The organism is Corynebacterium sp. p3-SID1761 (genome assembly GCF_055862885.1).
In genome coordinates, this window is record NZ_JBSQBJ010000003.1 from 144,739 (window position 1) to 167,447 (window position 22,709).

22 protein-coding genes are annotated in these 22,709 nt (G+C 60.5%); 7 read left to right on the top strand and 15 right to left on the bottom strand.

Annotation, left to right across the window (positions count from 1 at the left end; translation table 11 throughout):
- The 5 genes from ACWXWJ_RS03350 to ACWXWJ_RS03370 form a co-directional block, all read right to left on the bottom strand.
- On the bottom strand, positions 1-1,260 hold the full coding sequence (locus ACWXWJ_RS03350; protein ID WP_473963542.1) for a sulfate adenylyltransferase subunit 1: 1,260 nt from the start codon (positions 1,258-1,260) through the stop codon (positions 1-3).
- A complete protein-coding gene (cysD, locus tag ACWXWJ_RS03355) occupies positions 1,260-2,174 on the bottom strand; it encodes a sulfate adenylyltransferase subunit CysD (RefSeq protein WP_473963543.1) in 915 nt (304 codons plus the stop codon). Before cysD ends, ACWXWJ_RS03350 begins: the two co-directional genes overlap by 1 nt.
- Positions 2,171-2,971, bottom strand: coding sequence for a phosphoadenylyl-sulfate reductase (locus tag ACWXWJ_RS03360; protein WP_473963544.1), 801 nt, complete (start codon positions 2,969-2,971; stop codon positions 2,171-2,173). The genes cysD and ACWXWJ_RS03360 overlap by 4 nt, the downstream gene beginning before the upstream one ends.
- A 242-nt stretch (positions 2,972-3,213) precedes the next feature.
- Entirely contained in the window at positions 3,214-3,423 is a 210-nt protein-coding gene (locus ACWXWJ_RS03365; RefSeq protein WP_473963545.1) for a hypothetical protein, read from the bottom strand.
- Positions 3,424-3,426: 3 nt separating this feature from the next.
- Positions 3,427-5,133: a nitrite/sulfite reductase gene (locus ACWXWJ_RS03370; protein ID WP_473963546.1), complete on the bottom strand. Its 1,707-nt coding sequence runs from the start codon at positions 5,131-5,133 to the stop codon at positions 3,427-3,429.
- A 329-nt stretch (positions 5,134-5,462) separates the two neighbouring features.
- Here ACWXWJ_RS03370 and ACWXWJ_RS03375 point away from each other — a divergent pair, with 329 nt between their 5' ends.
- Positions 5,463-6,884, top strand: coding sequence for an FAD-dependent oxidoreductase (locus ACWXWJ_RS03375; RefSeq protein WP_473963547.1), 1,422 nt, complete (start codon positions 5,463-5,465; stop codon positions 6,882-6,884).
- Between the two features lie 49 nt (positions 6,885-6,933).
- Positions 6,934-7,494: a GNAT family N-acetyltransferase gene (locus ACWXWJ_RS03380; RefSeq protein WP_473963548.1), complete on the top strand. Its 561-nt coding sequence runs from the start codon at positions 6,934-6,936 to the stop codon at positions 7,492-7,494.
- On the opposite strand, the gene trhO is transcribed toward ACWXWJ_RS03380, so the two are convergent.
- Positions 7,491-8,420 (bottom strand): oxygen-dependent tRNA uridine(34) hydroxylase TrhO, encoded by a 930-nt coding sequence (gene trhO / locus ACWXWJ_RS03385; RefSeq protein ID WP_448306952.1) that lies wholly within the window; start codon positions 8,418-8,420, stop codon positions 7,491-7,493. The genes ACWXWJ_RS03380 and trhO overlap by 4 nt on opposite strands.
- A 16-nt stretch (positions 8,421-8,436) precedes the next feature.
- The gene (gene purT / locus ACWXWJ_RS03390; RefSeq protein WP_473963549.1) at positions 8,437-9,672 is read right to left on the bottom strand and encodes a formate-dependent phosphoribosylglycinamide formyltransferase; all 1,236 of its coding nucleotides are present in this window, start codon (positions 9,670-9,672) and stop codon (positions 8,437-8,439) included.
- A gap of 119 nt (positions 9,673-9,791) precedes the next feature.
- Between purT and ACWXWJ_RS03395 the strand changes: the two genes are divergently transcribed.
- The gene (locus tag ACWXWJ_RS03395) at positions 9,792-10,226 is read left to right on the top strand and encodes a Rieske (2Fe-2S) protein (protein WP_473963550.1); all 435 of its coding nucleotides are present in this window, start codon (positions 9,792-9,794) and stop codon (positions 10,224-10,226) included.
- Between the two features lie 16 nt (positions 10,227-10,242).
- Here the strand turns inward: ACWXWJ_RS03395 and ACWXWJ_RS03400 are convergent, their stop codons facing one another.
- The 3 genes from ACWXWJ_RS03400 to ACWXWJ_RS03410 are packed head-to-tail and all read right to left on the bottom strand — an operon-like array spanning position 10,243 to position 12,898.
- Positions 10,243-11,406, bottom strand: coding sequence for an ATP-binding cassette domain-containing protein (locus tag ACWXWJ_RS03400; RefSeq protein WP_473963551.1), 1,164 nt, complete (start codon positions 11,404-11,406; stop codon positions 10,243-10,245).
- Positions 11,407-11,453: 47 nt separating this feature from the next.
- Complete coding sequence (locus ACWXWJ_RS03405) at positions 11,454-12,134, bottom strand: energy-coupling factor transporter transmembrane component T (RefSeq protein ID WP_293792224.1); 681 nt, start codon at positions 12,132-12,134, stop codon at positions 11,454-11,456.
- Positions 12,131-12,898, bottom strand: coding sequence for an ECF transporter S component (locus tag ACWXWJ_RS03410; RefSeq protein WP_448306944.1), 768 nt, complete (start codon positions 12,896-12,898; stop codon positions 12,131-12,133). The genes ACWXWJ_RS03405 and ACWXWJ_RS03410 overlap by 4 nt, the downstream gene beginning before the upstream one ends.
- A 409-nt stretch (positions 12,899-13,307) precedes the next feature.
- Here ACWXWJ_RS03410 and metE point away from each other — a divergent pair, with 409 nt between their 5' ends.
- The gene (metE, locus tag ACWXWJ_RS03415) at positions 13,308-15,626 is read left to right on the top strand and encodes a 5-methyltetrahydropteroyltriglutamate--homocysteine S-methyltransferase (RefSeq protein ID WP_473963552.1); all 2,319 of its coding nucleotides are present in this window, start codon (positions 13,308-13,310) and stop codon (positions 15,624-15,626) included.
- A gap of 193 nt (positions 15,627-15,819) precedes the next feature.
- On the opposite strand, the gene ACWXWJ_RS03420 is transcribed toward metE, so the two are convergent.
- Positions 15,820-16,944: a nucleoside hydrolase gene (locus ACWXWJ_RS03420; protein WP_473963553.1), complete on the bottom strand. Its 1,125-nt coding sequence runs from the start codon at positions 16,942-16,944 to the stop codon at positions 15,820-15,822.
- A gap of 65 nt (positions 16,945-17,009) precedes the next feature.
- On the opposite strand from ACWXWJ_RS03420, the gene ACWXWJ_RS03425 reads away from it, so the two are divergent.
- Positions 17,010-17,684, top strand: a complete 675-nt coding sequence (locus tag ACWXWJ_RS03425; RefSeq protein WP_473963554.1) for a TetR/AcrR family transcriptional regulator — start codon at positions 17,010-17,012, stop codon at positions 17,682-17,684.
- A 99-nt stretch (positions 17,685-17,783) separates the two neighbouring features.
- Here ACWXWJ_RS03425 and nrdF read toward each other — a convergent pair whose 3' ends face one another.
- Positions 17,784-18,800 carry a class 1b ribonucleoside-diphosphate reductase subunit beta gene (gene nrdF, locus ACWXWJ_RS03430; protein WP_293790674.1) on the bottom strand — a complete coding sequence of 339 codons (1,017 nt, stop codon included), beginning with the start codon at positions 18,798-18,800 and terminating at the stop codon, positions 17,784-17,786.
- Entirely contained in the window at positions 18,797-19,288 is a 492-nt protein-coding gene (gene nrdI / locus ACWXWJ_RS03435; RefSeq protein WP_473963555.1) for a class Ib ribonucleoside-diphosphate reductase assembly flavoprotein NrdI, read from the bottom strand. The genes nrdF and nrdI overlap by 4 nt, the downstream gene beginning before the upstream one ends.
- A 176-nt stretch (positions 19,289-19,464) precedes the next feature.
- On the opposite strand from nrdI, the gene ACWXWJ_RS03440 reads away from it, so the two are divergent.
- Entirely contained in the window at positions 19,465-19,896 is a 432-nt protein-coding gene (locus ACWXWJ_RS03440; RefSeq protein WP_473963556.1) for a pyridoxamine 5'-phosphate oxidase family protein, read from the top strand.
- Between the two features lie 51 nt (positions 19,897-19,947).
- On the opposite strand, the gene ACWXWJ_RS03445 is transcribed toward ACWXWJ_RS03440, so the two are convergent.
- Positions 19,948-21,237: an adenylosuccinate synthase gene (locus ACWXWJ_RS03445; RefSeq protein ID WP_293790671.1), complete on the bottom strand. Its 1,290-nt coding sequence runs from the start codon at positions 21,235-21,237 to the stop codon at positions 19,948-19,950.
- 141 nt (positions 21,238-21,378) lie between these two features.
- On the opposite strand from ACWXWJ_RS03445, the gene ACWXWJ_RS03450 reads away from it, so the two are divergent.
- Positions 21,379-22,245 carry a hypothetical protein gene (locus tag ACWXWJ_RS03450; protein WP_473963557.1) on the top strand — a complete coding sequence of 289 codons (867 nt, stop codon included), beginning with the start codon at positions 21,379-21,381 and terminating at the stop codon, positions 22,243-22,245.
- A gap of 37 nt (positions 22,246-22,282) precedes the next feature.
- On the opposite strand, the gene ACWXWJ_RS03455 is transcribed toward ACWXWJ_RS03450, so the two are convergent.
- The coding region (locus ACWXWJ_RS03455; RefSeq protein ID WP_473963558.1) for a Rib/alpha-like domain-containing protein at positions 22,283-22,709 on the bottom strand (427 nt) is incomplete at its 5' end.

The window sequence follows — 22,709 nt, forward strand, 5'->3', positions numbered from 1 at the left end:
TTAGTTCACCAGACCTGCGGTGAGAGTATCGCCGCTGCTGGGGTTCACCAGCAGCAATGAACCGACTCGGCCACCGCGACGATAAGGTTCGACCGGTAGCGGCTCGGCCACCGTCACCCGCACCTCCGCGATGTCGTTCAGCGCCAGCTCGTCGGCACTACCGTGGGCGATTTCCTCATCGCTGCGGTTACGGCCGGAGATGTCCACGCGGCGAATAACCTCATCCACTCGTCCACGTACCAGTGCAGTGCCGTAGCGAACCAGCACGTTGCTGCGCAGACGTACCGGGGTTTCGGCAAGGTGGAACACCGTGGCGGTAAAGGACTGTTGCGGCTCCGGCAGATCCTGCGCCGCGATGATGTCCCCACGGGACAGGTCGATGTCGCGATCCAGACGGAGGGATACGGATTCGCCGCGGGTGGCGGACTGCTGCTCCCCTGCGGGGCCGTCGATTCCCTCGATGACTGCCTCGCGACCATCAGCCAGAACCGTATCGCCGACGGACACCGTGCCAGCGGTGACCCGTCCCGCATAGCCGCGGTAGTCGGTAGCGTGATCGCGGATGACGATCTGGATTGGGAATCGCAAGCCACGCTCCACGTCCACGGTGTTCTTCGCTGGCTCGGTGGTCTCCAGGATTTCTAGCACCGATGGACCGGTGTACCACGGGGTGTTCTGGCTGCGTTCGACGACGTTGTCGCCCAGCAGAGCGGAGGTCGGGATTACATCGACGTGTGCCAGGCCCAGCTCGGAGACCAAAGCGTCGACATCGGACTTGACCTCGTTGAAGACATTCTCGTCAAAGTCCACCGCATCGATCTTGTTCACAGCGACGATCACGTGGGAGATCTTCATCATCGCCGCCACAGTCAGGTGGCGACGGGTCTGCTCGATCACGCCGTTGCGGGCGTCAACAAGAACAATAACCAGCTCGGAGGTGGACAGGCCCGTGACGGTGTTGCGCGTGTACTGCACGTGGCCGGGAGTATCGGCCAGGATGAAGCTGCGCTTATCGGTGGCGAAGTAACGGTAGGCCACATCGATGGTGATGCCCTGTTCGCGTTCGGCACGCAGGCCATCGACCAGCAACGAAAGGTCGGGGTTTTCCAGCCCCTTGGCGTTGGAAACGCGCTCGACGGACTCGTACTGGTCGGCCAGGATGGACTTCGTATCGTGCAGCAGGCGGCCCACGAAGGTCGATTTCCCGTCGTCGACGGAGCCGGCGGTGCATAGGCGGAGGGTCGGCAGGTTGGTGGACATCAGAAGTAACCTTCCTTCTTGCGATCCTCCATGGAGGACTCACTGAGCTTGTCGTCGGCACGGGTGGCGCCGCGCTCGGTGGTGGTGGACTGGCGGATCTCTTCGATCACGTCCTCAATAGTCGTGGCGGTGGAAAGAACTGCGCCGGTGCAGCTCATGTCGCCGACAGTGCGATAGCGCACGGTCTTTTCCACAAGCTCCTCGCCGTCCTTCGGCCCGCCCCATTCGCCCGGGGTCAGCCACATGCCATTACGGTTGAAGACTTCGCGCTGGTGGGAGTAGTAGATGGCCGGAACCTCAACATTGCGGTCGCGGATGTAGTCCCACACGTCAGCTTCAGTCCAATTGGAGATTGGGAACACGCGGATGTTTTCGCCCACTTGGTGGCGGCCGTTGTACAAGCCCCAAAGCTCCGGGCGCTGGCGGCGTGGGTTCCAGCCGCCGAAGCTATCGCGTACAGAGAACACACGTTCCTTAGCGCGGGCTTTCTCCTCATCGCGGCGGGCACCACCCAGCACAGCGTCATAGCCACGGTTCTGGATCGTCTCCACCAGTGGCACGGTCTGCAGTGGGTTGCGGGTGCCATCGGGGCGCTCCTGGATCGCGCCGCTGTCAATCCAGTCCTGTACGGCGGCAACGTGCAGTGTCACCCTTGGATCCGCGGCGATCTTGTCGCGGAACTCGATGACCTCCGGGAAGTTGTGGCCGGTATCCACGTGCACCAGTTCAAAGGGCACGGGGGCGGGGTGGAATGCGCGCTTGGCTAGTTCCAAAACCACGACGGAATCCTTGCCGCCGGAAAACAGCAGCGCAGGGCGGTCGAACTGGCCTGCTACCTCGCGCAGGATCTCGATTGCTTCCGCCTCCAAGCTCGCCAGGTGGGGCGAAAGGGCGGTGTTGTTATCAGTGCTCATGTGTGAAGTCCGCATTCTGTCTTGTTGGAGCCGGCCCAGCGGCCGGATCGGGGGTCCTGTCCAGGGGCAACCGGCAGGGTGCAAGTTTCGCAGCCGATCGACGGGTAGCCCTGCTTAGTCAGGGGGTTGATGATCAGCTCGTGGTCGGTGATATAGGCCTCCACGTCCTCGTCACTCCAGGCGACGATGGGGTTGATCTTCAGTCGGCCGGTGCGGTCCACGTCCAGCACCGGGGTGTTGGCGCGCAGGGCGTTGTCCACGCGGCGCACGCCGGTGATCCAGGCGTTGAAGGGGTTGAGCATTCGCGCCAGGGGCTCGACCTTGCGCATGCGGCAGCAAGCGGTGTTGTCGCGGGAGTACAGGCGCGGACCGTAGACCTTGTCCTGCTCCTCGCGGCTGAGTACCGGGGTGATGTTTTCCAGTGGCAGGTTGTAGCGCTGCTGTACCTTGTCGCGGGTTTCGAGTGTCTCGGCAAAGTGGTAGCCGGTGTCCAGGAAGACCAGTTCCGCGCGGTCTTCCGCCAGGCGGCCTTCTGCCAGCTCAGCCAGGACGGTGTCCTGCATGGACATGGTCACGGCGACCTTGCCGGGTACGTGTTCCGCCACCCATTCCATGATTTCTTCGGCGTTGGCGCCCTCTAGCTTGTCGTTCCACTCGGCAACGAGCTGCTCGTTGGCGGCTCGCTCCTTGTCACTCAGTGGCGTGGTCTTGGTCGGCGCGCCCTTCGGACTCTCGGCGGGGTCTCGGAAGTCATCCGAATTCCCGCTGAGCAGGCCGGTCGCATCTACCAGGCTCATGAGCTCCTCTTCTCGGGTTGATGTTTGTCGTTTTGAAGTTGATGTTTTTCAGAACTCGGGGGAACTCTTGGTTATTCCCTAGACAGACCGATCAGTCTGCTTAAGCTCTCCCAACAATAGACCAATCTGTCCATTCCTACAACCGGGTTTGCAATTCTTCTCGACGCCCCGTAGCCGCTACCTGCGTAAATGCCTGGCAGGACTGGAAGGAATGAACCGTAGGGGCGTCACCAAGAAGTCAGTTACACCAGCTGTCCATGGAACTTGACTGAGAAAACGCGCATACACTCGCGGCACTGCCAAGCGTTGTCGGTCTCTGCGTCCGGAAACAGATTCTGGGACATGCAGTAGGGGCAATTGTTCACCGTCGCACGGCGGGCATTGGGGTGCCCCACACGGCCGCCGACCTGCTCGTTCACGCTCGGGAGGGAGTCGGAATCAGGAACACTCATGGGCTACACCAACAACTCGTCGTCGGCGCGGATAACCCAATCGCGGAATTCCTCACCCTCGTTACGATGAGACTTGAAGTTCTCCACGATGCGCACCACATAGTCCCCCAGGTCCTTGGAGTAGACCTGGTTGCCGCGGACCTTCTTGCCAAAGTGTGGCTCCATACCGATAGTGCCGCCGAGGTGCACCTGGAAGCCCTCCACTCGTTCCCCTTCGTCGGTCGTGAGAATCTTGCCCGACAGCCCGATATCCGCCACCTGAGTACGGGCGCAGGAGTTCGGGCAGCCATTAAGGCTGATCTTCAGCGGCACATCGAGGTCGCCGAGGCGATCTTCCAACTCATCAACCAGTGCGATGGCGCGCTGCTTGGTGACAACGTGAGCCAGCTTGCAGAACTCCAGGCCAGTACAGGAGATGATGTCGCGACGGAAAGCCGAGGGCTTGGCAGACAGGCCGAGTTCTTCCAGGTCTGCAGCCAAAGCCGTGGCAGCTTCGCGCTCCAGATCCAGGAACAATAGCTCCTTATCGGGAGTGGTGCGGATGTTGGTGGTGCCGTACTTTTCCGCCAGGTCGGCAAGCTGCTGCAGTTGCTTACCATCGGTGTGGCCAACCGTGGGTTTTACGCCCAGATAGAACTTGCCGTCCTTTTGCTCGTACAGGCCGACATGATCGCGGTAACCGGGGTACTCCCCCGGCGCCGGGCCGTCCAGCAGCGGGCGCTTGAGATACTCGTTTTCCAGCACTTCACGGAACTTTTCCACACCCCAGTCGGCGACCAGGAACTTCAGGCGGGCGCGGTTACGCATGCGGCGGTAGCCATAGTCGCGGAAGATTCGCACCACACCAGCCCATACCTCGGGCACCTCTTCGAGCGGCACCCACACACCTAGACGCTGCGCGAGCATCGGGTTAGTGGACAGGCCACCGCCGACCCAGACATCAAAGCCGGGGCCATGTTCCGGATGCTCGGAGCCAATAAAGGCCAGGTCTTGGATTTCGTGGGTGACGTCCTGGCGGGAGTGCCCGGAGATTGCGGATTTAAACTTGCGGGGCAGGTTGCCAAATTCAGGGTCGGGCAGCAGCTCTTTTTTAATCTTCTCGATGGCCGGACGGCCATCGATAATCTCATCCTTGGCAATACCGGCGACTGGAGAGCCAAGGATGACGCGCGGTACGTCGCCGCAGCCAAAGAAGGAATCCAGGCCAACCTTTGCCAACTCATCCCAGATCGTCGGAACGTCCTCGATACGAATCCAGTGCAGCTGCACGTTCTGCCGGTCAGTGAAGTCGGCAGTGTTACGCGCATACTTTTCGGAAATCTCACCGATGGTGCGCAGGCCGGCCGAGCTCACCACACCGCCATCGAGGCGGATACGCATCATGAAGTAGTTATCCTGCAGCTCAGCATTGGTGAGGGTCGAGGTCTTTTCACCATCGAGCCCCTGCTTGCGCTGCGTATACATACCAACCCACTTGAAGCGTGGGGCGAGATCTTCCGCCGGGATGGAGTCAAACCCTTCCTTGGAATAGATGTCACGGATGCGCTGCATCACGCTAAATCCAGGATCCTCCTGCTTGATTCGCTCGTCGTCATTGAGCGGCTCTCGGCCATCGACAGCCCACTGCCCTTGGGGCTTGCGCTGCTTCTTGCGGCGCGGACGTGCCGGCTTCTGTGCGGCGTCCGCTCCGGTGGTCGATTCGGTCGTCATCGTCTCTCAATCTCTGTCTAGACTGATCAGTCTGTCTGCATTGTCCGGTTCAGGTTAGATGGGATCTCGCACAAATTCAAGCGATTTCTTGATTTTTGTAGACAGAGTTGTCTATAGTTCGTGGAGTTACCCGCGGTGACCCCGATGTAGTGACCCCGTATGGAATTTCGCTACATTGGACTGTGTTATTTCATAAGCAGTTCGAACGCTTCATGCGGTTCACCCGGCGCGATACAACAATCGCTCCGCGCGAGCTCAATATGCGAGTTCAGCACCGCGGTTTACCCACGACCGAAGTACGACCCGAATAAGAAGGATTTGCACCAGACATGCCCGAGAATCGCCCCCTTCGCATTGCAGTCATCGGCTCCGGCCCGGCAGGTATCTACGCCTCCGACGCACTAACGAAGTCTGAGGCTGACGTTAGCGTCGACATTTACGAGCGCATGCCGGCACCCTTCGGCCTCATCCGCTACGGAGTTGCTCCCGACCACCCGCGCATCAAGGGCATCATCAAATCCCTGCACAAGGTGATGGATAAGCCCGAGATCCGCCTGTTCGGCAACATCAATGTCGGCCAGGACGTCACCATCGACGAACTAAAGCAGTTCTACGATGCCGTCATCTACGCCACGGGTGCCACCGATGACCGCCCGCTAAACATCCCCGGCGGCGAGCACACCATCGGTGCGGGAGAATTCGTCGGTTTCTACGACGCTAACCCGTACTTCGAGGAAAAGTGGGACCTGTCCGCTGACTCTGTCGCCGTGGTCGGCGTCGGTAACGTCGCCCTCGACGTCGCCCGCGTGCTGGCTAAGACCGGCGACGAGCTAAAGGTCACCGAGATTCCGGACAACGTATACGACTCCCTAAAGGACAACCAGGCTAAGGAGGTGCATGTCTTTGGCCGTCGCGGTCCGGCACAAGCGAAGTTCACCCCGCTGGAGCTGAAAGAACTGAACGATTCCGACACCATCGAGATCGTTATTGATCCAGAGGACATCCAGTACGACGAGGGCTCCGAAGAGGCACGCCGCGCATCCAAGATCCAGGACATGGTCTGTACCCGTCTGGAGCAATACGCCATCGCCGACCCGAAGGGCGCTCCTCACAAGCTCTTCATCCACTTCTTCGAGTCTCCCGTCGAGGTTAAGACCGACGCCGAAGGCCGCGTGACTGCCTTTGTCACCGAGCGTACCGAGCTCAATGGCGATGGCTCTGTTTCTGGTACCGGCAAGCTCACCGAGTGGCCGGTGGGCGCGGTCTACCGCGCCGTGGGTTACAAGTCCGATGAGCAGCCTGGCCTGCCCTGGGATGAGCGTCAGAACGTGCTGCCTAACGTCGGTGGCCGTGTACTGACCGAAGGACCGACCGCCGACGGCATCGCGGGCGTGCCCGGTTCCGCTGACCCGGAGGCAGAAAAGCGCGAGCGCCTGCCCGGCGTCTACACCACTGGCTGGGTCCGCCGCGGCCCGGTTGGCCTGATCGGCAACACCAAGGGCGATGCGAACGAGGCTGTGGCCAACCTGCTGGAGGATGCCGCCAACGGCATCGGCTTTAACCCCGAGAAGCCAGAGCTTGAGGCCGTAGAGGCCTTCCTGGAAGAAAAGGGCATTGACCACACCACCTGGGATGGCTGGTACAGCCTGGATAAGCACGAGCGCGAGCTCGGCGAGGCCGAAGGCCGCGAGCGCAAGAAGGTGCGCGAGTGGGCTGAGATGCTGCACCACGCCAAGGGTAAGAACGTCTAAGCAGGGATACTGAAAGAGGAATACGCAACACCTAGGAAAACGCAACACCGTGGCTAACACTCCCTCCCCTGCTGCCAGCGCCGCCGAGTTCCCGGATGTTCATTTCACCGGGCGCGCCCTCCTGGCAATGCCCGCCCAGCAGCTGCATCCGCTGTACAAGTTGCGCGTGGACGTGTTCGTCCATGAACAGCAGACACCTTTCGCGGAGATCGACGATATCGATCCGCACCCGAATACCCACCATGTGCTGGCCTATATCCACCCCGGCATTGGCCCGGAGTACCCCTTCGGCCAGCCGGATCCAGGATCTCCCCTGCGCCTGGTGGGCACCGCCCGCGTGTATGGCAAGCCAGATAACCAGCACATTGGTCGCATGTGCGTGGCCAAGGATGTCCGCGGACGCGGCATCGCCACGCAAATCATGGAGCAGGCGCTGGAGGTCTGCAAGGGCCGTGCCGCCGCATTAGACCCGACTACCCAGGTTGCCCGCGTCTCCCTCAACGCCCAGGAGCAGGTGCAGGACTTCTACGCAAAATTCGGCTTCAAGCCTGTTGGGGAGCCTTTTGAGGAGGAAGGCATCCCGCACGTCACGATGGAGTTGGAGCTCTAGCCCGCCATCTCCGCCGCTACCTCGGCACATTCCTTACGCCCGCAGGTAGCACTCTCCGGGTCCGCAGCGCAGCTATCACACAGCAGAATCTGCTCGCGGCACTGCTCATTCACACAGTTATGGAAATCGTTGGTCGCGTGACCACACGCTCGGCAGCGGCCCAGCGTAGCGGCGTCATCACTAAATTCCATGTGCATACGCCCGTCGAAGACATACAGGGAACCCTCCCATAGACCCTGGTCACCGTACTTTTCCCCATAGCGGACGATGCCACCGTCGATCTGATAAACCTCCTCGAACCCGCGGTTCTTCATCAGCGAGCTGAGGATTTCGCAGCGGATGCCGCCGGTGCAGTACGTGACGACAGGCTTGTCCTTCAGATGGTCGTATTTGCCAGATTCAATCTCGCCGATGAAGTCGTGGGTAGTACGTACATCGGGCACCACCGCATTCTTAAACTTGCCGATCTCCGCCTCCATGGCATTGCGCCCGTCGAAGAAAACCACCTCGTCGCCACGCTTTTCCACCAGGTCGTTGACTTCCTCCGGCTTCAGGTGCACGCCACCACCGATCACGCCGTTTTCATCCACCTTCAACTCATCCGGGGCGCCGAAGGCCACAATCTCCTCGCGCACCTTCACGGACAGGCGCGGGAAGTCGTCGGCTGAACCAGAGGACCACTTGAACTCCATCTTCTTGAAGCCTGGGAATTCGCGGGTGCGCCGCACATACTGCTTGCAGCTAGCCAGCGATCCGCCGACGGTGCCATTGATGCCGTGCTTGCTGATGAGGATGCGCCCCTTCAGTTCCAACTGCTCGCACAGCGCACGTTGCCACAGCATCACCGCGGTCGGGTCGTCGATCGGGGTGAAGCAGTAGTACAGCAGAATGCGGGTTTCATTGAGGTCGGTTGCGCTATGTCCCATACCCCGAAGTTTAGGACTACTGCCCCTGTTCTGCGAAAACCGTCGGCCGCACCGTGACGTACCCCGCAGCTTCCTCCGCCCGCTGGCGCGCCTCGTCAATGCTTTCTGCAGTGGTCAATGCCACTCCCATTCGCCGCCGCGTCAGCGCCCGGGGTTTGCCGAAGAGGTAAACGTTAGTTTCCTCCACTGCCATTGCCTTCTCGACGCCCATATATTCGATATCGCCGTCGTACCGTTCGGCACAGCGGATTACCGCGGAAGCCCCCGGGGAAATCAGCGTGGTATCAATCGGCAACCCAAGTATGGCGCGTGCGTGCAGGTCGAACTCTGAGAACCGCTGGGTGCCAAGCGTAACCATGCCCGTATCGTGCGGGCGGGGGCTTACTTCGGAGAAGTAGACGTCATTGCCCTTGACGAATAGCTCTACGCCGAACACGCCACGCCCGCCCAAGGCGGTGGCGATACGGGCGGCGATACTGCGTGCGGTGTCCAAGGCATCTTCGGACATGTACGCGGGCTGCCAGGATTCCACATAGTCGCCGCGATCCTGGCGGTGGCCGATGGGTTCGCAGAACCAGGTGGCCTCCCGGCCTGTGGCGGGATCGATGGAGCGCACGGCGAGGATGGTGACCTCGTAGTCGAAAGGAATGTACTGCTCCACCATGACGCGCTGCACGTTTGTGCGGGAATTTTTGATGGCCTCGTTCCAGGCGGCTTCGAGCTCATCGACTCCGCCGACATAGCTCTGACCTGCGCCGGAATGCCCCATGACGGGCTTGACCACACATGGGTAGCCGATCTCCTCGGCGGCGCGAGCTAGTTCATCGGCGGTGGAGGCAAAACGGAAGGCGCTATTCGGCAGACCCAGTTTGTCGTGGGCGAAGGTGCGGATGCCCTCCCGGTTCATGGTCAGCCTGTTGGCGAGGGCGGTCGGTACGACGGAGGCCACACCCTCGGCTTCGATTTCCTGCAGTACGTCTGCGGGGATGAACTCCACGTCCGGGACGATGAACTGCGGGGCGACTTCGCGTACTAGCTGCCTGATCGATTCCCCGTCGTAGATGTCCATAACGTGTGCCTTGTTGGCCACGTGGTGCGCGGGAGCACCGGCGTATCGGTCCGCAGCGTGTACCTCTACGCCCAAGCGTTGCAGGGCGACGGCGAGTTCCCTCCCCAGCTCGCTGGCGCCAAGCAGCAGGACTTTCAGAGAGGAGGGAGTCAGTGGGGTACCAATTGCCTCGGGTGTGTACATATTCACTCACCTTACTTATGCCCGTATATTTACGCTGCCACCCGCCCCGTCCGGCCTGCCCTACCCCGCCTCGTCGCGCAGGCTTGTCGGACGCTCAACCTGATGGAAGGATCAAAGCTATGAGCGAAACGCAGCGTGACTCTCAAGCTCACAACCCCCTGCCCTGTTCCCGCCGTTCTTTCCTGCGCGGCGTGGCCGTTGCCACCGCCGCTACAGCCTCCGGCGCACTGTTGGCGGCTTGCGCCAGTGAAGAGGTCGTAGCGAAGGCCGATGCCGCGGATCTGGAGGTCGGAGGCTCCACGATTCTGGATGGTTGGGTACTCTCCCGCCCCGGCGAGAACGAGTACAAGGCGTTCTCCACTACCTGCCCGCATGCTGGCGGCACCATCGACTCCATTGAGAAGTCCGGGGACATCACTGTGGCAGTGTGCCCCAAGCACATGTCCAAGTTCGATGTCGCCACCGGAAATGTCGTGGAGGGTCCTTCGCGCGATCCGATGAGCCCGGCTAAGAAGGTCGAGCGCAACGGCGATTCCATCGAGATCACCAACTAGCTGGACGTGTTTTTAACTAGCCGACCATATCTGTGCGCATATCTATGCGCACATCGCTGACGTGCTCTGCGAAGCGTGCGTCATGGCATGTCCACAGCACCGTCGGTGCCACCGGCGTATCTACCCCAATGAGTTGCGCATATTCCCCCGCTGTATAGCGGTGCATCAGCTCCGCTAGTTCGCGATAGCCCGGCGCGTCCAGCCCCACGGTGGGTTCGTCCAGCATCACCAGATCAGCTCCGCGCACCATCGCCGCTGCGACAAGCACGATCCGCCTTTTCGCTGCCGGCACATCGAGCGGGTGCGTGCCTGCCCACGGCCCCAGCCCCGCGAAGTCAATGACTGCGGCAGCAAGCTCTTCCCCCGCACCCACGGCCAATTCGTCAACCACGGTGCGGCATGTCACGGCCTGATCCATCTGCGTGGGCGCCCAGCCCTTAAGCCCCTCGGCACGTAGGGTTCCGCGGTACTTCAATAGTCCCAGGGCACCGAGGAACAGGGTCGTTTTTCCACATCCGTTCCGCCCAGCCAGGTGCACCACACGTCCTGCGGGAACATCCAGGTTTATGGGGCCAACGCCACCTCGGCGGAAAACCACATCCCGCGCCAGCAAGGCCGTCCCTGTGTCTTCCTGCGCAGCAGTCTGCATAGCCACCACACCGGCTGCAGGCTGCGGAGCGGTGGCGCGTGTCAGGGTGCCATCGGCGTTCAGGCGTTGGTGCGTAGGGGCGTCATCGCTTAAGGGTGAACCTGCGCGATCATAAACGGTCACGGGCCCTGTGAAGTCCACAAGGGTGCGGCGCAGGGTCTCGACGGCGGAGACATCCAGCCCATCCAAAGGACAATCGAGCACCAACGCATCGGGGCGTGCGAGCAGTGCCGCGGCAATCGCCACGCGCCGGGTTTGACCTGTCGACAGGGTGGCGGGGTTCTGCTCTGCCTGCGCTTCCAAGCCCCACAGCCGCAGGGCTGCATCTACCCGAGCTTGCATCTCCGCCTGCTCTACACCGCGCTGCTCCATGGGAAAAGCGAGCTCTTCAGCGACCGTATTGCGCAGCAGGGAAATGTGCGCGCTGGCCTCGTTGCCGACCCACGCCGCGCCCGTCTTTTCTGCGTACGACCAGGCATGTTCGGATAGTCCGACGCCACTATCCCCCCAGATGTACGTAGTCAAAGGCATGGTTCGCGCAAAGGTCTTTCTGGTCGTTTGCTAGTGCTCGTGCTTCTTTAGTGCACTACCCACCAGCATCCCACCACTAGGGCTGCGATGGCCAGCAGGCGGACGGTCCAATCCAAAGCCGTATCTGCAACGGGGCGAAGCACGGTACGCGGCCCCGGTTCACCAATTCCGGTGCGCTGTAGCGGGCGGGCGCGGGTGGCGGCATCGTCGACCATGCCGACGATCAGTGGGAGGATCATGCGGCACTTCGCACCCAGGGTGGACACATCCACTCCGCGGGAGGCGCGAACCTGCTGGATGGTCTGCCAGCGGGCTCTGGCCAGCGGCAGTAGTCGGGCTGTGGCGCCGATGACATAGACCAATTTGGCAGGCAGGCGCGGCTGCACAGTGCGCATGAGTCGGTCTAGGTTAACGAAGCTTCCGATAGTCAGGCCGATCGTGGTAGCGGCAAGGAAGCGACTACCCAGGGACAGGGCGATCTGCACACCATCACGGGTGAGGATCCACCATCCGGTTTCCTGTCCGAAGGGTGCGTACATCAATCCGAAGCCCAGGAAAGCCGGTAGGCCTAAGAGGTTGGCTGCGAGAAAGGGACGACGGGGCGTCGAGAAGAAAAGGGCCATAACGGCGCACAAGACCCACGCGATAGCGGACACGGTGAGGCTATCGGCGACGAGGACGAAAATCACCCCGCTTATAGCGAGGGTGAGGTATGTCAGTGGATTCATGCAGCCTTGTCGGACGTCGGTGCAAAGGTTCGGCGCGTGCGCTGTGGCAATGCGCGAATGACCAGGTAGATCACGCTAAACACAATGAACTTATCGATTGGATCGGAAGTCCATGACTGCAAGAATACGGCGGTCATCGGATCGAAGCCCAGGGAACGGTAGGCAGTCACAAGCAGACCCGTGCCCGTACCGGCGGTGCCACCGAAGATGAAGGAGGCGATCGGGGCGGAAAGCAGGGCTGTTAGGAAACCGATGAGCAAGGCGGATAGGGCGATCTTCCAATATGCACCTACCCACCACTTGCCGAGCAGTCCCGCGCATACGCCGACGAAGGCGTAGGCCGCTGCGAAGCCAACGACGGTCGGGTTGAAGGTTCCCCACACCAGCGCGGAGAGCACGCCGGTGACCAACCCCGCCCAAGGGCCAGCCAGGGCGCCGACCAGCACTGTGCCGATGGAATCCAGGTACAGCGGCAAAGGCAGACCCATGTTGCCGATAATGTGGCCGAGCACGACATTGATTGCCAATGCGACCGGCAGGAGCGCAAGGGTGCGCACGGGCAGGCGCGGGATTACGGCGATGAGCGCCAGGATGGCGGGGACAACGAAACCGACGAGGGCGATGGTGGAGCTTTTGGAGTCGGCGAGGGACTCATATGTCGAGTCGGAAGGCTGCCAGATGACGAGGGTCAGCCAGGTGGCGACGATGATGATTGCGGATAGACCGAGCAGTCCATAGGTGGCTTTTTGTGACAGGGGTCGCATGGGGTGGGTCCTCATTTTTCGCAGGGGCCAGCGCGCGACTAAGCGCAACGTCTATGTCACCTCGACGTTTCGACCGCGTGGCCAGTGGTTTTAATGTTTGTTTAATGCTTACAGAATCGGTGCGGATTGCACAAATCGCAGCCATTTTGGCGGCATCAGGGGCAGGGAAAACGGGTGTGAAACCGGGGTCACAAGCAGCCAAATTAAGTGACTTAGTTGACAGACCAAGCTGTCTATTCTTAAATGGTTTAGCAAGCGACCCGCGCATGGCGGAGGCAGTTCCGCCCCGCCGCGAAGCGTGCCTTCTGGAGCCCCGGGAAAGGCATAGCGCGCGGGAACCGCAGAACGGCAAAGGCTCCCAAACGAGCCTTGACGCAGATCAATTAAACAAAGAAAGACAGGAAACATCATGACTTTCAACACAACCGTCGCCGGGGTTCCGCGCATCGGACCTGACCGCGAGCTCAAGAAGGCTCTGGAGGGCTACTGGCGCGATAACTCCACCGGACGCAACCTGGCCAACACCGCAACACGCCTGGTTAACGACTACACCGACGAGCTGCTCGCCGCCGGCTTGGATTCCGCAGCCTTCTCTGGCCGCTCCTTCTACGACGCGATACTCGACACCACCGCTTTGCTGGGGCTGCTACCCGAGCGCGTCGCTGACATCGCGGATCACGATAACGATGGCCTGCCGCGCTTCATCGACCGCTACTTCGCCGCCGCCCGCGGAACCAAGGACCTGCCGGCCTCCGCAATGACGAAGTGGTTCGACACGAACTACCACTACATCGTGCCGGAGCTGGCCAAGGATTCCCGCGTGGAGCTGGACGATTCCGCATTCCTAGAGGATATCCGCGACCAGGTCACCCGCGCCGGCGAGGCCGTCCGCCCCGTCCTGGTGGGCCCGCTGACGTACCTGGCTCTGTCGCGCACCATCGACGGTTCCGATGCCTTCGCTCACCTCGAGGAAATTTTTGACGCCTACTCCCGCCTGCTCAAGCGCATCGCAGACCGTGGCGTGAAGTGGGTACAGTTCGACGAGCCGATCCTGGTTACCGACTTCGCCTACGCGGATGCGGCTGCCAACGAAGACCTGCTGAAGCGCACCCGCGCTGGCTACGAAAAGCTGGCTGAGGTGGCCGGAGCTGGGGATGAGGGCGTCAACCTGCTTATCCAGACCTACTTCGGTGACGGCAACGCAGCCATTGAACTGCTGAGCGGCTCCGGTGTGGCAGCCTTCGGCGTGGACCTGGTGACAGGTGGCGCTGCTGCTGCCGAGCTGCCTGCATGGACCGGCAAGGAACTGCTGGCCGCTGGCGTGGTGGATGGACACAACGTGTGGCGCACCGACCTGGACGCAGCGCTAAAGACTCTGCAGGGCCTGCAAGAGCGCGGCCCGGTGGCTGTCTCCACGAGCTGTTCCCTGCTGCACGTGCCGTACTCGCTGCAGCGCGAGGAGAACCTGAATGCAGAGGTGAAGAAGTGGCTGGCCTTCGGATCCGAGAAGATCCGCGAGGTCGCCGCCCTGTCCCGTACCCTGCGCGGCGAGCAGACCGAGGCCGACGAGCAGCTATTTGCCGAGACCCGCGAAGCCATCGAAGACCGCAAAAACTCCACCCTGACGCACAATGCCGCCGTGCGTGAGCGCCAGGATGCTGTGACCGACGCCGACCGCCGCCGCGATTCCATTAAGGCTCGTCGCGAGGCGCAGAAGGCTGAGCTGAACCTGCCGCCGCTGCCGACCACCACGATCGGTTCCTTCCCGCAGACCACCGAGATTCGCCAGGCGCGCGCCAAGCACCGCAAGGGCGAGATTGATGATGCGGCCTACACCCAGGCCATGAAGGACGAGGTCGCGGACGTCATCAAGCGCCAGGAGGAACTGGGCTTGGACGTGCTGGTGCACGGCGAGCCGGAGCGTAACGACATGGTGCAGTACTTCTCCGAGCAGCTGGAGGGTTACCTGTCCACCGAGCACGCATGGGTGCAGTCCTACGGCTCCCGCTGCGTGCGACCGCCGATCATCTTCGGCGACGTCTCCCGCCCGCACGCCATGACTGTCGACTGGTACAAGGTGGCAGCTGACCTGACCGACAAGCCAGTCAAGGGCATGCTGACCGGTCCGGTGACCATGCTGGCCTGGTCCTTCGTACGCGATGACCAGCCGCTGGGCGTGACCGCCGACCAGGTTGCACTGGCGCTGCGCGATGAGATTGCTGACCTGATTGCCGCTGGCGCCCGCGTGGTGCAGGTGGACGAGCCCGCTATTCGCGAGCTGCTGCCATTGCGCAAGGAACAGCAGCCGGAGTATCTGGAGTGGGCCGTGGGCTCCTTCCGCCTGGCTACCTCTGGCGCGGAGAACAAGGTGCAGATCCACACGCACATGTGCTACTCCGAGTTCAACGAACTGATCGACACAGTCTCTAACCTGGACGCCGACGTGACCTCCATCGAGGCAGCACGCAATGGCATGCAGGTTCTGGCCGCTCTGAAGGATGAGGGCTACGAGCTGGGTGTCGGCCCGGGCGTGTGGGATATCCACTCCCCGCGTGTGCCGAAGCAGCAGGAAGTTGATGACCTGCTGACCGCTGCCCTGGGCTCCGTGGATCCCGCCCTGCTGTGGGTTAACCCGGACTGTGGCCTGAAGACCCGCGGTTGGGAAGAAACCACCGCCTCCCTGGAGGTTCTGGTGGCTGCCGCCAAGAAGGCCCGCGAGCGAGTCTAGTTACTCGGGGGGGGCTTACTAGGGGCTTTCTCGGAGGCTTTTTAGCCTCCAATGTCGCTAGATCGGGAATGTGTTACTGACAAGCATTTCAATCAATCTAAAACCGCAGGTCAGGGGTTTTTGATTTTGAAGGTTTTGAGAATCTCGTCAACACATTCCCGATCTAGCGACATTTTGCACTTTTGGGGCGGCGCTAACCAGCGCCGAACCCGCACACAACCTGTTCAAATTCCGCGAACACGTCGGCCGGATCCAAAGCTTCCAAAATCCGCGCATTAGCCGGGCGGTTCCAATAAGCACCGCGCGCCCCCGCGGGATCCACATCTCCACGGACAGCTGCGACAGATCCGCCACCACCGTCAACAACTCGATCAGCCACGGTAGTGCCACGCATGAGGGGAGAATCCGCTTCGACATCCACGGTGGCGTCATAAAGAGAACAAGGAACACGCCCCAACATCACCATCGCCGCGGCGAGGTCATGGATCTGCGCGCAATAGCCCACGCCGACAGATTGGTGAAATTCGAAATAGAAGCGGAGAGTGTCGCCGAGCAAGGCGGCAAGTTGTGGGCGTGAAGGGCGCACGGCGTCCTGCCACCTGCTTAAACGCGGAGGATGCAGTAGAACCTGTTCCGTGACATTGAGTGGGCAGATGACCGGCAACGGGCGCTGCGCACACTGCGCACTCTGTGCAACAGACTCGCCGGATGCCTCCCCACCGAATACGGCCTTCAAAGCATGCGGATCAACCCACGCATTCCATTCGGCAGTAGGGGTGGTGTTGCCTGGGTAGTTAAATGCCCCCGTCATTTGCGTAATTTCAGCCGGCCCCACCACCTCGGGCTCGTGCGCCAAAGCCCAAGCCAGGTTTGTCGCCGGACCAGCTACCAGAATGTGGGTCGCCCCGCGCCACGTCTCCACGGCCGCTCGCGCATCTCCATGCACGGCCGCTCGCACATCCCCTCTCACATCCTCGTGCGCATCCCCACACCCAGCCTCCAATTCGGGCGAATAATAACCTAATCCTCTTTTTCCGTGCGTTTCCGGAGTCGTAGTCAATGGCAATACCAAAGGCTTCCCAGCACCGGCCACTACAGAAACTTCCGGCGCTCCCGCCAGACGTAAAACCTCTTTAGAATTCACCGCCGCCTGCCCGACCGTCGTATTCCCTGCGCTGGTCGTCACCACTAAATCAATCTCACCAGCGGAGTGAAGATAGGCCAGGTAAATCAGTGCAAGACTGTCGTCAATCCCGGTATCCACATCGGCAACAACACGTGGTTTCTCCACCTCCGCCGCCATTGATTTTTTAATCATTTTTATTTCCCAAAAGCTGTTTATTTGTTTAGTTGATAGGTGTTCAGTCTTATATAATGAATGCCATGGTGCACGACAATGTAACCGAAACTACTCACTCTGATGATGCCCGCTCCCCGAAGGCTGCGGCCCGCCGCGCCGCTATCCTGGACGCCGCCCGCAAGGTGTTCACCAGCGACGGATATCACCACACTAAGCTCACGAAGATCGCAGAGGTGGCCGGCTGTTCGGTCGGTACCCTGTATACCTACTTCGAAGATCGCCAAGATCTGCTGATGAACGTGCTGGCCAGCGTCGAGAAGGACATGACTCCCACCCTGGACGATAGCTTGCTGAGCACTGATGACGCCCGCGCTACGATCGAGGGCTCCAACAAGGAGTTCGTGCGCTTTTACGCACACAACGCGGGTGCCATGAACCTGGTGGCGCAGTCTTCGCAGTTCAGCAAAGAGCTCGCGGTTCGACAGATGCAGATTGCCAAGCAGATGGTTGGCCGTAACCGCCGGTTCTTGGAGGCCTTGCTCGCTAAGAACATGATCCCGCCGCTGGACGATGTGGAGTACACCGCTGCTGCCATTGCCGCCATGTTCACCCGCTTCTGCCACGCCACTTTCGTGGAGGGCTTCTACGAGGTCACGGATGACAACCGCGAGGAAATCATCGAGCGGGCCACAAAAACACTCAACCTGATGACTCTCCGCATGGTCGGTCTGAATCAGGCTAACTCCGCCGAAGACTAAACTCTCTGCCCTGATCGATCGAGATGCCGCGCACAGCAGTTGGCTCCCGATCGAGCACCTTCAAGCAGCCAGATAGGTCGCCTGCAAACGTATAGCCCTCTAGAAGTCCCAGTCGTCTTCCACTGTGGACTCCGCCCGACCGATAACGTAGGAAGATCCCGAGCCGCTAAAGAAATCGTGAGTCTCGTTAGAATCGGGCGCTAACGCGGCGATAATCTCCGGCTCAGTCTTTGCCGATTCTTCCTCATACTGTGGCGGGTAGCCTAGGTTCATCAGTGCCTTGTCTGCGTTGTAGTGCACGAACGCCATCACGCCTTCGATCAGCGAGGCTTGGTTGGGCAAGGCTGTGCCATACAAATCCCCCGAGTATTCTTTCTCTAAGGCAAGCAGCTCCTCCACTAGGGAGAACGTGAAGTCCTCGAGCTCCTGCGCGCGTTCTGGGTGAGCCTCCAACCCGCGCTGAAACTTATAACCCGAGTAGTAGCCGTGCACCGCCTTGTCGCGCAGGATCAGACGGATCATATCCGCCGTATTCATCAGAATGCCGCGACAGCTAAACCACAACGGCAGGTAAAACCCTGCGTATAGCAATAGAGAAGAAAGTAGCGTGGCCGCGACCTTGCGCTTTAGCGGATCCTGCCCGTTGTAGTACTGCATCACTGCGGTCGCCCGCCGTTGGAGTACAGGATTGTCCACTGCCCAGGCGTATGCACGGTCGATCTCCTCGCTGCTGCACATAGTGCTGAAAACGCTGCTATAGCTGCGAGCGTGCACGGCTTGCATGAATGCAATGTTCGCGTAGACGGCCTGTTCGTGCTCCGTGCGGGAATCTGGGATCTGGCTGATCTCACCGACGGTGGCTTGGACTGTATCTAGCAGCGTCAGTCCCGTGAATACCTTTGTGGTCAACTCGCGTTCGGCATCCGTCAGGCCATTCCATTTGGACAGGTCATTGGATAGCGGCACCTTTTCAGGCAACCAGAAGTTGCTGGTCAGGCGCTGCCAGATCTCTAGGTCCTTTGGATCTTCCAGCTGGTTCCAATTCACCGGCCGCAGAGGAACGCTTGGGTTCTGCAGCCATTGTGGTGGGGTTTGGGAGCGTTTACGGTAACTCAATTTTCACTTCCTGCGTTTTTGTATCGGTTTTCACTTGGGTCTTGTTCTTGACGCCCGTTCTCCCCGCGCATGTGATTCCAGAAATTGCGGAGCCCTAGTTGTACCCGGGCAACGTCGCGAGCCGTGCCTAGAAGCTCGAAGCGGTAAAGCTCCGGCACGTGGCACTTGGCGGCAATCGTTGATCCGGCGCAGCAGTATGCAGTGCCAAAGTTCGTATTTCCGCTGGTAATTACTCCCCGAATTAGCGCGCGATTGTGCGGATTGTTGAGGAATTTGATGACTTGCTTGGGAACGGCTTTCCGCTGATCACCTCCGCCATACGTCGGGGTGATTAACACATAGGGTTCGTTGACGATCAGCTCGGGATCTTTTCTTCGCAAAGGAATGCGCTGGGCGGGGATACCGAGTTTGGCTACGAAGCGTCGAGTGTTTTCGGAGGCAGAGGAGAAGTAGACGATGCGCGGCTGTGTAGCCGCGGTTGTTGACATAGGGGTATTCCTTCCTAGTTGTTTAATCTGCTGCTCTTGGAAAACGGCACCTTGAGCACGAGACATAAGGTTCAGACATAAAGTTCAATCTATTGAACTTTAGAGTAACACTCGATTGAACTCTTGTGTAGAGTATGCAGCGTACAACGCTCGACTACTAAGAAAGGAAAACTTCCATGGCGAAGCTCACCCAAGAGATGAAAGACATGCTCAGTGCGCAATTGCCGTATCTGGCAACGGTGACCGACGGCGAAATGCTCTTGCCGAATATCGGCCCGAAGCGCAGCCTGCGCGTCTGGGATGACGAGACGCTGATCTACAACGAAAACACTGGGCGCCAGCACCTCGAGAATCTTCGTGCGGGGTCGAAAGCCGCGGTAGCGGTAGTAGATTGGGGCCAACTAGACGGGTATCGATTTGTCGGCTCTGCAGAGCTATTCCACGAGGGGCCCGTTTGGGAAGCAGCAGTGAAGTTCGCTGATGAAATGGGCCACAATCCGCCGAAAATGGCGGTGCTAATTCATATTGAGCAGATCTACACGCTCATGCTCGGCAAAAATGCCGGACAGCTACTCGCCAGCGATGATGAATCCCTATTCGTAGACTGACCGCAGCGCCCTTTGCGCCACTACCGATAGCTGGTAGTGATCGCGCCGGCTTTAGCCTTCCGCTACGTCGTTGATGACGATGGTCTGGTCGCGGCCCGGCCCCACGCCGATGTAGGAAATGCGGCAACCAGAGAGCTCCTCCAGGCGTTTGACGTAATCCTGCGCCTTCTGCGGTAGTTCCTCGAAGGTCTTGCACTCCGTAATGTCCTCGTCCCATGCAGGCATGGTTTCGTAGATCGGAGTGGCGTGGTGGAACTCGGTCTGCGTCATCGGCATCTCGTCGTGGCGCACACCGTCTACGTCATAGGCCACACAGATCGGGATTTCGCCGATGCCGGTCAGAACGTCCAGCTTCGTCAGGAAGTAGTCGGTAAAGCCATTGACGCGGGAGGCGTAGCGGGCGATCACGGAGTCGTACCAGCCACAACGGCGCTTACGGCCGGTGTTCACGCCAACCTCGCCGCCGGTGGTCTGTAGGAACTCGCCCCACTTGTCGAACAGCTCGGTGGGGAACGGACCAGCACCCACGCGCGTGGTGTAGGCCTTGATGATGCCCAGGGATGCCGTGATGCGCGTCGGTCCAATGCCGCTGCCTACGCAGGCGCCACCGGTCGTGGGGTTCGAGGAGGTCACAAAGGGATACGTGCCATGGTCCACGTCTAGCATCGTGGCCTGGCCGCCTTCCATCAGCACGGACTTACCGGCGTCAAGAGCCTTATTCAGCTCCGTCGTCGCATCGATCAGCATCGGCTTAAGGCGGTCGGCGTAGGAGAGGAAGTACTCCACTACTTCGTCCACATCCACGGCGCGACGGTTGTAGATCTTCACGAGGATCTGGTTCTTCTGATCCAGCGCGGATTCGATCTTTTGCCGCAGGATGGATTCGTCCAGCAGGTCCTGGGCGCGGATGCCCACGCGGGAGACCTTGTCCGCATAGGTCGGGCCGATACCGCGACCGGTGGTGCCGATGGCGCGCTTACCCAAGAAGCGCTCGGCCACGCGGTCGATAGCAATGTGGTACGGCGCCACCAGCTGCGCATTAGCGGACACGCGCAGGCGGGAAGCGTTCGCACCGCGGGCCTCCAGGCCGTCAATTTCCTCGAACAGAGCCTCCAGGTTCACCACGCAGCCATTGCCGATGATGGGGGTTGCGTTCTCGGACAGCACACCTGCGGGCAGCAGCTTGAGCTCGTATTTCTCGCCTCCAACGACGACGGTGTGTCCGGCGTTGTTGCCACCGTTGGGCTTGACGACATAATCGACCTTTCCGCCCAGAATGTCGGTAGCTTTGCCCTTACCTTCGTCGCCCCACTGGGCGCCTACGACGATGATCGCTGCCATGGAAACTTAAACACGTCCTCTTGGGTTGGTACAGATGTACTCACGGTTGTAGCCCCGCTCCGGCGGTTGGACGGGGCACCTAGACGTTTCACCATTCTAGTACTTCGCCGGTGGTTGTGGCACTCGCTATGGTGGGTTTCTATGTTGTTCTTCTTGCGTTGCGATGTTCCCGCCAGCGATCACTTGCGCGATCCCGTGCTGCCGGGCGAGGCCGTGGAATGCCTCGATGTATCCGCCATTCCCACGCGCAAGGAGTTGCGCTTTCTGGATGATCTGGAGCGTTTTGTAGTGGGCTCCACCCCGTCGCTGGATGAGCTGATGCAACGCCCAGACGCACCCCATTTGGGCACCCCGCAGCCCGACCCGCACCAGGTCAGCGAGCGGGTGCGGGTAATTGTGCAGGGCAGCGATGCCGCCATCGCCGCTGTGGTTTCTAAGTTGATGCGGATCGATGCCCTGTGGGTCGAGGTTGGCTTTATCCCTACCGGTTCTTCTGCGGTCGCTCTTTCTTGGGGGTTGGACGCCACCTTCTCCCCCGCCCAACATCTCACCTTCGCGCTCGCTTCCCCGGCTGTGCCGACTCCGGTGATCCGCGACGACCATGGCGTGGTGACGTTGGGGGTCGCGGAGGTGACCGGTCCCGTTGACTCGACTGGCAAGGCTGAAAAGGAAGCCGAGATGATCGGCGAGGTGATCGTCGATTCCGAGGTTCTGTATGAGCAGGACAAGGCTGGAACAAGCGACTTCAATAACGGCGTGCGGATGGTGCCCACTCCGGATGCTCCAGGGTTGGCTGCGGTGCAGCGTCCGCCGTTGCCGCGCAAGGGCTTGTTTGGGCGAGTGAAGAAGCCCCGCAGTGCCGTTTCTCCGACGGTACTGCGGGGCCGAGCCTTGCAGGCTGGTGGTGTGGACTTGAACGTGACGCGCGATGGCGTGCGCCATCCTCGTCCGCTTAAGTCAGTGACGTTTTACCGCCACCTGCGGGACGGGCAGTTCGTGCGGCAATAGGCGGGCCGGAGCCCGCCCCATTCCTCAGGAACTGTGGCTAGCGAATGTAGCCGTGGTCGCGGGCCCAGTTGTATAGGCCAGTCAGCCCAGCACCGATGGCAAGGACGCCAAACAGCGCGGCGATGAAGTAGCCGAAGGCACTGGAACCAGTAACTCCGTCAGAGCTGCTGGAGCCAGAGCTGCCAGTGGGCTTGTCTTCATTGATGGTCACCTTCAGCTGCTTGGTGGCCTTGGTTCCATCTGGGTAGGTGATAAGAACCGGAATGGTGTAATCGCCCGGCTTAACGTCCTTACCCGGCTTGAGGCTAACGGTGCCGTCCTCGTTGACGGTCGCCCATGCCGGAGCACCTTCACCGGCGGTGAACTTGGTGCCGTCGGCCACATCGGTCGGAGCCGGGACGGTTGCCTCTTCGCCCGGCTTGACGGTCGTATCCGTGTACTCCGGGTTGTGGATCTCGTTGGCG

Coding starts and splice junctions, on each gene's coding strand:
- ACWXWJ_RS03450 (WP_473963557.1), top strand. CDS start 21,379: ATGTTGTTCTTCTTGCGTTGCGATGTTCCCGCCAGCGATCACTTGCGC.
- ACWXWJ_RS03405 (WP_293792224.1), bottom strand. CDS start 12,134: ATGAATCCACTGACATACCTCACCCTCGCTATAAGCGGGGTGATTTTC.
- ACWXWJ_RS03400 (WP_473963551.1), bottom strand. CDS start 11,406: ATGCCTTTGACTACGTACATCTGGGGGGATAGTGGCGTCGGACTATCC.
- ACWXWJ_RS03365 (WP_473963545.1), bottom strand. CDS start 3,423: ATGAGTGTTCCTGATTCCGACTCCCTCCCGAGCGTGAACGAGCAGGTC.
- ACWXWJ_RS03350 (WP_473963542.1), bottom strand. CDS start 1,260: ATGTCCACCAACCTGCCGACCCTCCGCCTATGCACCGCCGGCTCCGTC.
- ACWXWJ_RS03360 (WP_473963544.1), bottom strand. CDS start 2,971: ATGAGCCTGGTAGATGCGACCGGCCTGCTCAGCGGGAATTCGGATGAC.
- ACWXWJ_RS03425 (WP_473963554.1), top strand. CDS start 17,010: ATGGTGCACGACAATGTAACCGAAACTACTCACTCTGATGATGCCCGC.
- ACWXWJ_RS03375 (WP_473963547.1), top strand. CDS start 5,463: ATGCCCGAGAATCGCCCCCTTCGCATTGCAGTCATCGGCTCCGGCCCG.
- ACWXWJ_RS03440 (WP_473963556.1), top strand. CDS start 19,465: ATGGCGAAGCTCACCCAAGAGATGAAAGACATGCTCAGTGCGCAATTG.
- ACWXWJ_RS03370 (WP_473963546.1), bottom strand. CDS start 5,133: ATGACGACCGAATCGACCACCGGAGCGGACGCCGCACAGAAGCCGGCA.
- nrdI (WP_473963555.1), bottom strand. CDS start 19,288: ATGTCAACAACCGCGGCTACACAGCCGCGCATCGTCTACTTCTCCTCT.
- ACWXWJ_RS03445 (WP_293790671.1), bottom strand. CDS start 21,237: ATGGCAGCGATCATCGTCGTAGGCGCCCAGTGGGGCGACGAAGGTAAG.
- cysD (WP_473963543.1), bottom strand. CDS start 2,174: ATGAGCACTGATAACAACACCGCCCTTTCGCCCCACCTGGCGAGCTTG.
- ACWXWJ_RS03395 (WP_473963550.1), top strand. CDS start 9,792: ATGAGCGAAACGCAGCGTGACTCTCAAGCTCACAACCCCCTGCCCTGT.
- ACWXWJ_RS03410 (WP_448306944.1), bottom strand. CDS start 12,898: ATGCGACCCCTGTCACAAAAAGCCACCTATGGACTGCTCGGTCTATCC.
- metE (WP_473963552.1), top strand. CDS start 13,308: ATGACTTTCAACACAACCGTCGCCGGGGTTCCGCGCATCGGACCTGAC.
- purT (WP_473963549.1), bottom strand. CDS start 9,672: ATGTACACACCCGAGGCAATTGGTACCCCACTGACTCCCTCCTCTCTG.
- ACWXWJ_RS03420 (WP_473963553.1), bottom strand. CDS start 16,944: ATGATTAAAAAATCAATGGCGGCGGAGGTGGAGAAACCACGTGTTGTT.
- trhO (WP_448306952.1), bottom strand. CDS start 8,420: ATGGGACATAGCGCAACCGACCTCAATGAAACCCGCATTCTGCTGTAC.